The organism is Acinetobacter indicus (genome assembly GCF_009914475.1).
GTDB lineage: Bacteria > Pseudomonadota > Gammaproteobacteria > Pseudomonadales > Moraxellaceae > Acinetobacter > Acinetobacter indicus.
Genome location: NZ_CP045197.1, coordinates 1 through 12,989 on the forward strand (window position 1 = coordinate 1; position 12,989 = coordinate 12,989).

Genomic DNA, 12,989 nt, shown 5'->3' on the forward strand with positions numbered 1-12,989 from the left:
ATAAGCTCATTTTAAAAACCAAAATTTAGATTTATTGGTGATATAAAACTTTAAATCAATAGCTCCACTAACGCTCTTCACTTATTTATTTAAAATTTAGCGACGTAAAAAGACAATTAAGTATTTTTAGATAATGCTTGGAATCAATTCAATTCATCAAGTTTTAAAAAATAATTCCTTTTGTCAGGTCTATCATTTTTTAAATGCTTTAAAAATATTTTAGCAGTTTCCTCCGATGCATCCTCTCTTAGGCAACGTTCAACAAAGGATATATCTACAAATTCATCTGCTAACCCAGCACGGCCAAGATCTAAAAAATAAATTTCATTGAATTTATCTATAAAAATATTACTATCCGTGATATCGCCATGAGAAAAAACCAATCTTTCTTCAACACGAGTCTCAGTTAACTCATTCCATAGACTTAGGTAAGTTTTATGGTCTCCCCATAATTCAGCGTCAAAATCATCTTGATCTATATCGTCAAGGAGTTGGTTATCAATAAAAAATTTTGACTCTTTTAACCGATGATCAATGTTTGAAATAAATGGACAATCAATAATAGCAACTGAATTTAACAGATTGAGTGCCTCCTTATAGATAGCAAGCAATTCTTGGTCTGTTAAAAAAAGCGCTGAAATTGGTTTTGCATTGATCGCTTTAGTGATCATGAATTCAAACTGCTCATCCTGAAAAGTCATGATGAGTTCAGGCACCTTTAATTTCTCAGAGAGCCAACTCAACATTTTCGCTTCGCGAGAGACACTGTATGTGGTCTCTGTATATAAAGTGCTAGATCGCTTAAGAAAAAAAGTTTCATTATTTCGATTAAAAGAATAAACATCCGATGGCGACTGACCAATTTTATTTGGCTCTAAAACACTGTTTCCAATAAATTGTTGAATAATATTGGGCAATTCCATCAAGTTTTCCTTTTATTCAGCATTAAAACCCCGCAAATGCGAGAGAGGTGGTCCCACTTGTTTGAACAACTAAAAGCGTATTTATAAGTGATATTCCGCTCTAGTTAAGCCACCTTGTTTTGTTGGGGTAGCTGATCATAGTAAAACTCATTTGGTGTCATTTTGTCTAGACTCGAATGAGGTCGTTTCAAATTATAAAACTCAAAATATGCACTTAATTGCTTTTTCGCATCTGTGACACTGCTATAAGCTTTGAGATACACCTCTTCATATTTAACGCTCCGCCATAATCGTTCAACCATCACATTATCTACCCATCGACCTTTACCATCCATACTGATTTGAATGCCATTTGATTTCAATACATCAATAAATGCATCACTGGTAAACTGGCTGCCTTGGTCTGTATTAAATATTTCAGGTCGACCATATTTTTCAATCGCTTCATTTAAAGCCGAAATACAAAAATCCACCTCCATACTAATCGATACTCTATGCGCAAGTACCTTGCGGCTATGCCAATCAATCACAGCACATAAATAAACAAAGCCTTTTGCCATAGGGATATACGTTATATCCGTAGACCACACTTGATTACTGCGCTGAATAGCCAATCCTTTGAGCAGATATGGATATTTACGGTGAGCTTGATTAGCCTGGCTTAAATTTGGTTTGCAATATAACGCCTGAATACCCATTTTCTTCATTAAAGTACGTGTATGACGTCGTCCTATATGATGTCCTTGACGATTCAACAAATCACGCATCATACGACTGCCTGCAAAAGGATATTGCATATGTAATTCATCAATACATCGCATCAGCTTCAGATCTGATGCACTCACAGGTTTTGGGCGATAGTAATAACAACCACGGGAGACTTTCAGCAGCTTAGCTTGCTTAGATACTGAAATCTGAAGTGAGTCGTCGATTAACTTTTGTGGTTGAAGCGGCCCAGTTTCTTCAACACACCTTCTAAAAAATCAATTTCTAATGCCTGCTCACCGATTTTTGCATGTAGTTTTTTTAGATCGATGGGTGGTTCTGTTGGAGCTTTTGATTGATCGAAAGCTTGCGAGGAAGCTGAGATCAATTGATTTTTCCAGTCAATAATTTGGTTTTGATGAACATCAAACTCAGCACTCAATTCAGCAAGTGTTTTTTCTGCTTTAATCGCAGCAAGTGCTACCTTAGCTTTAAAATCATTTGAATGATTTCTTCTTGGTCTACGTGCCATAAAATACTCCATATATTGATGTTTATAACATCATTTGAGGAGCAGAATATCACTTATAGGAGTTGTTCAAATTTACGGATCCATCTCTTCTAAACATACTGAAAATTTTGATTTTCGTTGTAGCTTTAGTTATTTTTATTAAATTCATTATAAGTGAATACTTAGGTGTAATTTTTAGCAAAGAAATTACAGTTTTTGCGGGGATGTTTTTAGCACTCGCAATTCTTGTTTATGAAATTATTTCAATTTGTATATCTAGACTAATTAATAAAATTCACTATGACGCAGATCAACGTGAAGCTATTGAAACATTTGAAAAGCATCAACTTAATGTTGGCTTTATCGTAGCTGACTTGCCAAAAGATCAAAAAAACAATGAGTTAAAAGATTGTGTTGAAGCTTATATCACTCTAGCGAAACAAAATTTACCATTTGTTTTGATTAATTCAGACAATGTATCTACTTCAGGAATATATTTTTCAGGGCAACGTGGAAAGCGTGACCATAATAAATACAAAATCATCATTAAAAGAAACTTAGACTAAAAACAACCTTTTAGAAAAATAAAAAAGCCAGTATAGAACTGGCTTTTTTTGCTTAGTACGCTTAAAAATAATTTTCTTCAGGATACCTAATTCTTTGTAGAACAACTCCAATTAAGCCCGCTACAAGCATGTAAACCGCTTTCATATACCACATGCCCCACATAACGGTAATTGTGGTCGCTGAAAATTCTTGTACTGGCTGACCAAGAAAATTAGTTGTTTGATTAAATGATTTTTCTGAAGCTTCAAGCGCATAATAATTTAATGCAGGGAATAAGCAGACAACCAATAAAACAGCTACCGTAGGGTAAAGCATAGCTTTAGGTATATCCCATTTGATAGCAAAGTACAGCGCCACTACCAAAGCAATTAAGCCAACACTAGACTTCATTCCAGTGGCAAAATCTAAACCTACGGCACTTGAGCCTTTCCATACTAGAAAGCAAAAAACAGCTATCAGAAAAGCGACAAAGCCCGCAAAAATTTTAAATTGTTCCTGTTCTTGGTAATCCATATATGAATCCTTAACTATTAACTGCGGTGTCAGTATGATTGTTATAGCCTAACAACGGTTTATTTTCAGGTGGTGGAATGTCTACAACGTCCCGATCGACATTGACCAGAATTGATGTGAACTCACTTGAAGCAATCAATTCCTTTGCTTCAGTAATATAAGAATCTTCAGTCTGATCATTGATTAAGTAAAATGCCGTTGGTGGGTTGGTGTCTGTAAGCAATACGTTTGCAATTGGACTTTTAGGGCTTAGATTATATCGCAAGCACTTAATGAATGACCTATTCTGCATTGTAAGCGTGTCTAAGAGTTCTTTTTCACCCAAGCTCTCAAATGGTAGCCAAGTTTGATTTAAAGGCACTAGAGCAATTTCTTCAATCTTTGCGATACCACTATCCGCAAATCCAAAAGTCCCAATTGCTAATAGGTTTACATCGTCTTGATAATGCGCCTGCTCAAGCTCGGCTTCAAAGCGTTTATTAACTCGGCTATACATTTTTGCATCCATAAATAAATGCAAGGTTGGGGCATGTTTTAGAATGATTCTGCCCCCATCAAAACGTGCATCTTCAATAGACTTAATCACACCAATAAATATTTTTAATGGGCGTTTATTGCCTTTAACTTTCAGGTCTGCCAACTCTGCTTTTCTTCGGGCTTCAATCTCATTGTGTTTGGTTTGGTCGTAATATTCAGGGATATAAACCAATCCACTTAAATCATCTTTTTTATTCTTTTTATCATTCAAAGCTACTTTTAATGCCTTGCGAAATTGAAACCAATTATGCTTCATGTTCGGTTGGTGGCGGTTTAACAAAGCTTCTTCAAGCAAGTAATCTAACGTCCCTTTTAAGGTCAATTTTGTTGTTTCAGCTTTTACAGTATCTTTAGGTGTATCACTTGGCGTAGGCGCTTGTTTGGATACATTGCTTTTTGACAAACTGAACTCAAACTTTAAAACACTTGCCCCTGTTTCATCTGTCTTGATAGCTTCCCCAATAACCTCGCCTAGTCCTGAAATTTCAGTAGGTGGCTCATAGCTTAGGCAACTAAAGTCGTGCTGATCTGCGCTGTTAGGCATACGCTTTAAAACAAAGTTTTCGCCAATTTTAGCGATATACATTTCAATGTTTTTTTGTGGCAGACAAGCGCAAATAGGTCTAATCCCTTTTTGATAACACTCTTGCAAAATTGCCTGTGTTAATACTTCATCATCAGGACTAACAATTTTTCCATTATGTATAAAATTATTCATAAAACCGCCCTCATTTAATATTTAGGTGTGTTTCGATTAGGCGTATTTGGGTTTTTAATACGCTGATTAGGTGCATTCAAATTGTCTTTTGGTGCATTCGCTTTTTGCTTTAAAAGCTGTTCTCTAAACTCTGTATAGACTTCAGTTTTATGCCGTGAATCGAATCTAGCTTTTGACTGGTCTTTAAACTCATTAAAGTATTTATCTGAATATTCAAGATTCAATTTATTGAAAGGAATCTCGTATTCTTCATTTTTAATTCGTGCTTTCATTACTGGCTTATCTTTAACTTTATAAGCATCAATAACTTTTAATTCAGTACCTTTTTCAAAAGTTACCTTTTTAAATAGTCCTGTTTTAATCTCAAGATCATTAGTAAGTTTTACAAGCTCACCTTTTGCTATATTCATATTGCCGTTAAACTTAACGATCTCGTCACCAAGTAAGGCTTTAGATTTCAAACTTGCTCTAACTTCAGAAACGATTTCTTCTTTAGTGAATGTTTTATTTTCACTGGTCAATGAATACAGCTTGCTATTTATTCCAAACAATTCACGCTTATTCTCTAAATGCAATCTATGATCATTTAAATAAGACTTCATTAAATTATCTTTAGATTCTACAAGTGTGAAGTCTGTAGAGAACTCTTTAGTTTCTGAACGTCCAAGTACCTTTTTGAAGTTTTCAAAAGCCGTTACTTCTCTTTCTACTGGTTTGTAATTATGGTCATAAGAAACTTTACCGTCAGGGGTCTTAACAGTTTCTTTTTCATTAGTTGCAAAAGTTAAAGCACTATAATTGATTTGAATATTTTGCTTATGTCGAGTTAAAGCAACATAAGTTAAATTAGCATTCATATTTTCACTAGCTACAATATAAGCACTATCTACAGTCATACCTTGTGATGAGTGAATAGTATTTGCATAGCCATGTTTGAACTGGTCATATTCCTTTAAATCAACTCTAACAATTCTGCTATCACTTTCCATTTGAACCATCATAGCTTTAGGATTATTGAATTTATCCTTTTCAAAACCTATTACTTTAGCCAGTTCACCATTACTAACTTTCATCTGTGAATTATTTTGTTTGAATACAATTTTCTCACCGATGGAAATATCTAAATCACCTTGATAGTTTTTCACAGAAACACTTTCAGGATTAAGCTTACCTTGTTTGATAAGCAATGCTCTAGCCATTCGATTTAGTTCATTCACATCACTATTTGAATGAGCAAGCATTAATTTACTTTCGCTAGAATCTTCACTCCATGACTTAACAGTTTTAGCTAAAGCTAGATCATGAGATTCGTATTCATTAACCATATTAATAGATTTATAAATATCTATTGCTTTACCTACTTCATGCTTAGAAAGATATTTAGATGCTTGAATCATCTTGTCAGATTCTTTGGCATGTTTCTGACGTTGAATATCCTCTAGTGAAGCAATATTTTTCTTATCTAAGTTTTCTTGAATATTTGCAAATACATGACCCGCACTTACTGCACTTAACTGGTAACTATCACCAACTAATTTTATTTGTGCATCGTGTTTTTCTACAAGCATAAGCAAGCGTTGCATATCTCTTGAACCGACCATGCCTGCTTCATCCAAGATCAATACAGTTTTATTATTTATTTCTAAATTACCGCTATCATACTTAGACAAGAAAGAAGCAATTGTACTACTTGGAATATCACAATCATTCGCTATAGCCTTAGCTGTAATTGCCTGTAATGCGATTCCATATACTTGATAATCAGATTCTTTATAGGCTTCAGAAACGGCACTTAGAACGTATGATTTACCTGTGCCCGCAGAACCATTCAACAATGTAATCCGATCGGTAGAAGTTAAGGTATAGAATGCTTTTTCTTGCTCACTATTAAATGTTCTTGTTTCAGCAACACGTACCGCATTTAAAGGTAATTTCTCAACTAGATTAAATGGTTTTTGAATACGGCTTTCCTCATTAGCATTATAGATAAATGTTGAGATTGATTCCTCAATACCTACAAGCTCTTTAGAAGAAAATACGACTTTATCTTTACCATATAAAGTAGCCATATCAGGGCAAGTTATTACCGATTCATAAGCTTTTAAATATTGTTCTTCACCATCTGTATGAGCCATTAAAAAACGCTCTAGCTCACGCACTGAAAAAACAGATTGATTAGAAGTTAATGCTTTAATTGCTTCGCTTGGGCGCTCAATTATTATTTCACCATTTTGATGACGTACTTGCTTAATATTTTCATTGATATGGTATTTGTGACTGCTAACGTAATCAGCTCTAAAGTTTTGGCTAGACAATTCAATACCTTGCTCTTTAAAACTTCTATGATCAATACGTGCATCAATACCTAAGTTTTCACAAAAATCATTTACATGGTTAGCCCATTCTAGGCGGGTATCAACCACAAACATTTTAGAAGAAAAATAACGATCTTTACCCGCACCGCCCTTTTCAGGGTTTACTGGATTATAACGCTTAAAATGCTTTACTTCGTCACGCTCTATACCGTCTAATTTTCTTTCAGAAAACATAAGGTGAACATGCGGGTTTTGCTGACCATCACTAGCTAGAGGACTATGAATTGCATAAGAATAAGTGAAGTTTTCACCTAAAGTTTTTTCAACAAATTTCTCTACTAATTCTTCTCTTTGTTCTTTATTAAGTTCTCTAGGTAATGAAATTTCTAATTCAGTATAAACACGCCCATTAATACGCTCATTCTTATCTGCTGACTTCCAAAAGTGTTTTGCATCAGTAGCCCATGACGGTAAATTTCCAGATTTAATATTTTCTAAATCATCTCTTTTATACTTTCCATCACGGTTAATGTAGGCGTAATGATTTGCGCCACGAGTTCCTGTAGAACCGTATTGCCTGCCTGTCTTAACTGATAAGTGATAGATCGCCATTTTATGCCTTTTTTGCTTTTGCTTTTTCTGTTTCTCGGAGAGAAACGCGGAAGCGTGCATTCCTACTGCTATAGTCATGATAACCTCTCTATATATTCGCTACAAGTGACAAAACAAATGCTTGCATTTGTCCGATTTTGAAGCAATGCAAGGCATTGATTTTAAAAGCGGTTTTTGGGGCTGATTTTTGGCTTTTTTTGTAATTTATTTTTATATAGATATGGGGTTTCACCCCAAGCCCCACATAAGGGAATAATTCCCTTATGAATCCCTACACTTCGCCAGTGGGTCATCGGGGGTAGACACTTCGTTTACACCCCCTTTAGGATTAGTGTGTTTTTTTGATTTTTGCTGATCAATATGTTTTCAGATGAGCCGTGAGCCTATGGCTTCCGTTCAGTCTGAAAAATATTGACAGTGCTATTGCCTTTGCGAACTCTTATAGTTTTTTGTTGCTTTGTATTTTTTTGGGATTTTTTAATTTTTCATTGTGATATTATTTGATCACCTTATAACTTTTGGATTAAGAAAATGAATATTGAGGATTTTAAATTTACTGAAGATCAAAAAAAATTCGTCACTGAAGAAATTGATCGTTTAAAAAAACTTGAGAACAAAAGTCAAACTGAAGAAATTATCTTAACTTTAGTTTCTAACATTGAATCAGGTACGCCAACGAAACAGCAAATTAGTTCTTTTGAACGGATTATGAAAAATGAGTTTAAAAAATATAAAGCTCGTTTAGAACTGGAAAAAATCAAGGAGGATGAAAAAAAACTTCTTGCAGGTTTAAAAAAAGAAGTCCAAGTTGCACAAGCTAAAGATCGAAAAAAACGTGAACACAAGCTTATTACAATTGGCGCTCTTTTTGAAATGGTAGACTTCCCATCTGAAGATAAAGGCATTATCACTGGGATGCTTTTAAGTGCTATTGAAAATGCAAAAAATAACCCAAGTTATTTTGATAGTTTGAAAGCTTCAGGTGACAAATTTATTAATGATCGTGAACAAGCAAAAAAATCAAAAAGCACTTTAGTTGATAATTCAGGAAGTGTTACTGCTGAATGACTAAAATTGAAATATCTTATATTTTGTCGCAACCCTGCGGGATTGCTTTGTAAGTCCCGCTTAGGGGCAAAGGGGAGTAGTTGCGGTTCTGCGGTCAGCTCGACAAAATCACAGATTTTGTCGGCTTCGCTTGAACCTTGCAACGGTAATCAGGGAGGGAAGAATTTTTATATTTCTTCAGTTCGCAAAGTAGACACTTTGCTCTATTGATACCGCCTAGAGTTTAGTTTTTAATATCATCTTTAAAAATATATAAGCAGGCAGTACCAAATAGCAAAGTTGTAGCTAGATTAAAAAATATTTTAATCATTTCGTAAAAATCTTGATTTGGTTGTCCAAGATCATTGTACCAGTGGCTACTTATAAAATTCCCAATGTTATACCCTGCCAACATTCCTACAAGTGTATAAATAATTATCATCAGAATTTTAGATTTATACTTAGTGTTTTTCATTAAAATTTTCCATTTGCTCTATGTTCTCATAGTAATCTAATTCAGTTACTTTCAACTCTAACAATATTGAGTGATAAAAGTTTAATGGTAGATTCAAAAGTTCATTGTGTACCGCCCATAAATCAACTTCAGATTTAAAAAGCTTAGTGTATCTTGGTTTGCCTTTTTGGATTCTTTCGCTTTCTTCTGCAATTAGTTCGGCTCTAATTTTATTTAACATATTGATCATATCTATAGCTGTTTGATCTATTGTATAGATATATGAAGTTTTGCCATTCATCCATAATTGAGCATCACGCTTATTGAACTTTGTATTTTCTTCATAGACTACATTATAAAAATCTATAACCTGTTCCCGACTGTATAAGCCATTCTTAAAGCATTCTATTTTGAACTGTGCATTATTCATATTAGTGACCTCAATAACTTTATGTTAGCTCTTACCTGTTAAGACTATGCTTTTTTGCATATCCATAAATTTGATTCGCAATGAACCGCAATTTTTTTGCTTCATTGGAATATCACCCGCAAAAAAATTGCGGGCGACTTTATCACCACTTTTTTGGTTTCTATATTTGATTTAAAACCAGTAATGTTGATTCTAAATCTTCAATATGTACACCTAGTTTTTGGGCTAGTCTGTGCATGTTTTTATCATCAAGTATTCTTAGCGCTTTGTGTAATGATGCATAATTATTTAATGTAGAAAACTCCTCTATTTTATCATCAATGTAAACTTGATCTAACCCAGCATCTTTAAAACACTCGATCACCTTTAGCCCAACAAAAGATAATTTTTCAATCATTTTAACCTTTCCTTAAATTGCTTCATTGATTAGTAAAGAAAGCCCCGCAGGGCTTACTTTATTATATTTGATCTATAAGGCTTATTACTCGTTTAGATGCGTATATCCCATTTGCATTTAACTGGCGTACCCAAGCGCCCCGACTTGGCGACCATTTAAAACCATTACTTTTTAAAATTTGGCGTATTTCTTCCGTAGGTTTACCATCAAATATAAACATGCAACGGTTTTCTATTTTGCATTCTGTATATTTATAAAGATCGTTCTCAACTTCATTTGAAGTTCTATTTTCAAGTGTTTGCAATTCTGCAATACGCTTTTTCAAGCGGTTAATTTCAGCATTATTATTCTGAAGTGAATAGCTTGCAAAACCAATTGAGCCATATTTAGGATTTAATACGTCTATAGCTTTTTCTTCAGAGAATCCAAGTTCAATTAATCCCTCTAAACGTGCATTGTGTTCGGGAAATTTTTTAATTAACTTGTTAGCCTTTTTCATTAACTCTTGCGCCTGCTGTAACTTCTCAAGCTTGCTTTTAAGTTTTTCTATTGCATTAGGGTCGTCACTTGAAATACCGCCCTTGCCTACGCTATCAGCTTTATTTTGATAGTATTCGGCTTTCTTCATTTCCTGAACTGATTTACCCATAATAGAGTGAATTTTAGAACGAAAGTTTCTATCTCGTTTTTCACTATGATGACCAACTAAAACTGGCTGTCCAAACGGTATACATTCAACCATTTGATTTGAACGTGTCGCCAATACTGTGCTTTTTACTGTTGCTTTATCAGCTAAAGCTTCATAACGATCTAAGCGGTTTTGTTGGCGTTCTTCATAACGGTTTAAGCGTTCTGCTTTGATTGCATCATTGTTATTTTGGTCGTTCATAATTCAATACCTTTTTAATTTAAGTCGCCAATCGACTTAATAAAAACATTATACCTAAATTGATTTGTTAGTACAAAACAATATATGTAAACAAGTGTAATTTTTATTGTGTGTCTTGAATGCTTCAGATTTGCGCTGTAGCGGGTTGTTTCTCTTTCCTGTGGTTTTGGTCACTCCCGATCTGAACCAAGCCCGCAGGCATTAAAAAAGCCCCTTGCGGGGCTTCTTTTCTTTTAATAAATCAATTTATAAATTGCTGTAGTATCTAAAACATTCCTATTTTTATGTATAACGTCTTTTATGTAATCACTAAAAAAAACGGCTCTGCGATTGATTGCAGGTTTTGAGCTGTATGTCATCATTGCAATTTTAGACAATGCAAATAAATTTACCACAATTGAAAATTCTAGGGCATTCAGGTTAAACGCTTCGTCCCATCCATTTTCCATATAAAAAATTGAATCAGATTGCAAAGTCCAAAAGCCGTTTTTAGTTTCCCATACTCCCCCGTCATAGCTTTCACATAATCGGCTTGCTTCTTGATATAAGATATTTTCCCATACATAAATTGTATGAGCCATTGCAACTGTATAGCGTGGAAATTCGCTTTCTTGCATTGACTGCATAGCAACTAGGTCGGTTTTATTAAAGCTGTCATAGCTCATGTCTGCGATTTCTTCATCAGTCAACAAAACTAAATCAGTCATTTTTTAATTCCTTTGTATGAGGTCGCCAATCGACCTGATAAATACATTATACCTAAATTGATTTGTGAGTACAAAACAATATATGTAAACAAGTGTAATTATTATTGTGTGTCTTGAATGCTTCAGATTTGCGCTGTAGCGGGTTGTTTCTCTTTCCTGTGGTTTTGGTCACTCCCGATCTGAACCAAGCCCGCAGGCATTAAAAAAGCCCCTTGCGGGGCTTCTTTTAATTATGCGTATGATGAAACATAACTGCGCTTATAAACCTTTGTGCCTGTTGCTAGTGTTTCGTATTCGTGCGGTGTCGCTCTGATATAGCTTGTGATCATGATATAGCCGTCTAAAATTTTCTTTTTAATTGGTTCTCCAATAAATTCGTTTTGCTTTGGTGATACTTCACTTTGCATAAAAGCCGTATCATGTGAGCGTTTAGCAATTTCCCGAACTTCACAAAATGCGCCTTTCTTAGATACCACTTGATAAAATTCTACGTTGGTTTGTTCATAGCCCCAGCATGTAGATAAAATATCGCCTACCTGTAGTTCTTCACGGAATTTTTTTAAACGCTCTGCGGTTTTTTCTTTGTTCTGTAATTTTTGCTCATATCTTGCATTACATGATTGGATACTTTCCCCAACGGCTTGTTTTAAACGCTCAATTGTTCTGTAGTGAGTATTGATAAATGGTTTTTTTGCTTTTGCTCGATACGCCTTACATACAAGCATTTCAGTTGATACAAAAAAAACCGAACCGTCTTTAGCAGTTAAAACCAAACTGCCCTCATAGAACATTTGACCTTTTTCATTTTGAGTAAAATTTTTCATTTTCGAGTACCTTTTGTATGAGGTCGCCAATCGACCTGATAAATACATTATACCTAAATTGATTTGTGAGTACAAAACAATATATGTAAACAAGTGTAAAACTCTAGGCGGTATCAATAGAGCAAAGTGTCTACTTTGCGAACTGAAGAAATATAAAAATTCTTCCCTCCCTGATTACCGTTGCAAGGTTCAAGCGAAGCCGACAAAATCTGTGATTTTGTCGAGCTGACCGCAGAACCGCAACTACTCCCCTTTGCCCCTAAGCGGGACTTACAAAGCAATCCCGCAGGGTTGCGACTAGGGCAGGGGGTTAATAATCCCAACGGCTTGCAACTGATCTAAAGTAAATTGATTTTTCATAGCCTAGTTTTCTTTCTACTGAAAACTTCCAACGGTTTACCGATGGCTTATCTATTCCTGAAAAATAAATAGGGTTAAAATTTGGTACTCGATAAACCTTTCTTTTTTTACAGCTCGGAATGCAATTTAAAATTTCATCTGCAATCATTTCATTATCACATTCAAAAATTGCATCACTGCCCGCTTTAATCACTTTGCTTTTTTCTAGTACCCCATACCAATTAAGGAGAATATAAAAGCGGTATATATGGGAAATATCAACGCTATATAGCCCTTTCATATCTTTGTATGATTGAGCTGTTTCAACTATAGGCAACTCTAACGAAAGTTGTTCTTTACTGGTCATAACTCAAAGCCTTTTTTATTAGATCGCCAATCGACCTGACAAATATATTATACCTATATTGATTTGTGAGTACAAAACAATATAGGTAAATTAATGTAATAGCGTTATGCGCCCTGATTGCTCTTATTTTTCGC

14 protein-coding genes are annotated in these 12,989 nt (G+C 34.6%); 2 read left to right on the plus strand and 12 right to left on the minus strand.

All coding sequences use genetic code 11. The features are described from left to right. Window positions 1-143 precede the first annotated feature (143 nt). Both GA693_RS00205 and GA693_RS00210 read right to left on the minus strand, forming a co-directional pair. Entirely contained in the window at window positions 144-923 is a 780-nt protein-coding gene (locus GA693_RS00205; RefSeq protein WP_002011642.1) for an APH(3')-VI family aminoglycoside O-phosphotransferase, read from the minus strand. 104 nt (window positions 924-1,027) lie between these two features. Next, window positions 1,028-2,160 (minus strand): IS3-like element ISAba14 family transposase gene (locus GA693_RS00210; protein WP_223155595.1). Its coding sequence is split into 2 segments (ribosomal slippage): window positions 1,028-1,908 and window positions 1,908-2,160, totalling 1,134 coding nucleotides; the frame shifts between segments, so codons are not numbered across the junction. A gap of 107 nt (window positions 2,161-2,267) precedes the next feature. Here GA693_RS00210 and GA693_RS00215 point away from each other — a divergent pair. Next, a complete protein-coding gene (locus GA693_RS00215; RefSeq protein WP_017480454.1) occupies window positions 2,268-2,705 on the plus strand; it encodes a hypothetical protein in 438 nt (145 codons plus the stop codon). A gap of 61 nt (window positions 2,706-2,766) precedes the next feature. Here GA693_RS00215 and GA693_RS00220 read toward each other — a convergent pair whose 3' ends face one another. The 3 genes from GA693_RS00220 to GA693_RS00230 are packed head-to-tail and all read right to left on the minus strand — an operon-like array spanning window position 2,767 to window position 7,401. Beyond that, window positions 2,767-3,219: a hypothetical protein gene (locus GA693_RS00220; RefSeq protein ID WP_004993232.1), complete on the minus strand. Its 453-nt coding sequence runs from the start codon at window positions 3,217-3,219 to the stop codon at window positions 2,767-2,769. Window positions 3,220-3,229: 10 nt separating this feature from the next. Next, window positions 3,230-4,474: a DUF1173 family protein gene (locus GA693_RS00225; protein ID WP_015060702.1), complete on the minus strand. Its 1,245-nt coding sequence runs from the start codon at window positions 4,472-4,474 to the stop codon at window positions 3,230-3,232. 14 nt (window positions 4,475-4,488) lie between these two features. Continuing rightward, window positions 4,489-7,401, minus strand: coding sequence for an AAA family ATPase (locus tag GA693_RS00230; protein WP_017480453.1), 2,913 nt, complete (start codon window positions 7,399-7,401; stop codon window positions 4,489-4,491). 531 nt (window positions 7,402-7,932) lie between these two features. Here GA693_RS00230 and GA693_RS00235 point away from each other — a divergent pair. Continuing rightward, window positions 7,933-8,469: a conjugal transfer protein TraD gene (locus tag GA693_RS00235; RefSeq protein WP_015060720.1), complete on the plus strand. Its 537-nt coding sequence runs from the start codon at window positions 7,933-7,935 to the stop codon at window positions 8,467-8,469. A gap of 223 nt (window positions 8,470-8,692) precedes the next feature. Here GA693_RS00235 and GA693_RS00240 read toward each other — a convergent pair whose 3' ends face one another. The 7 genes from GA693_RS00240 to GA693_RS00270 form a co-directional block, all read right to left on the minus strand. Further along, entirely contained in the window at window positions 8,693-8,923 is a 231-nt protein-coding gene (locus GA693_RS00240) for a hypothetical protein (RefSeq protein ID WP_017480467.1), read from the minus strand. Beyond that, a complete protein-coding gene (locus GA693_RS00245; RefSeq protein ID WP_015060719.1) occupies window positions 8,910-9,332 on the minus strand; it encodes a hypothetical protein in 423 nt (140 codons plus the stop codon). Before GA693_RS00245 ends, GA693_RS00240 begins: the two co-directional genes overlap by 14 nt. Window positions 9,333-9,492: 160 nt before the next feature. Beyond that, on the minus strand, window positions 9,493-9,729 hold the full coding sequence (locus GA693_RS00250; protein ID WP_015060718.1) for a hypothetical protein: 237 nt from the start codon (window positions 9,727-9,729) through the stop codon (window positions 9,493-9,495). A gap of 61 nt (window positions 9,730-9,790) precedes the next feature. Further along, entirely contained in the window at window positions 9,791-10,618 is an 828-nt protein-coding gene (locus GA693_RS00255; protein ID WP_015060717.1) for a DUF3560 domain-containing protein, read from the minus strand. 233 nt (window positions 10,619-10,851) lie between these two features. Next, window positions 10,852-11,325 carry a hypothetical protein gene (locus tag GA693_RS00260; RefSeq protein ID WP_015060716.1) on the minus strand — a complete coding sequence of 158 codons (474 nt, stop codon included), beginning with the start codon at window positions 11,323-11,325 and terminating at the stop codon, window positions 10,852-10,854. A 230-nt stretch (window positions 11,326-11,555) separates the two neighbouring features. Further along, window positions 11,556-12,149: a hypothetical protein gene (locus GA693_RS00265; RefSeq protein ID WP_017480466.1), complete on the minus strand. Its 594-nt coding sequence runs from the start codon at window positions 12,147-12,149 to the stop codon at window positions 11,556-11,558. A gap of 310 nt (window positions 12,150-12,459) precedes the next feature. Beyond that, window positions 12,460-12,855, minus strand: a complete 396-nt coding sequence (locus GA693_RS00270) for a hypothetical protein (protein ID WP_005000189.1) — start codon at window positions 12,853-12,855, stop codon at window positions 12,460-12,462. Window positions 12,856-12,989 lie beyond the last annotated feature (134 nt).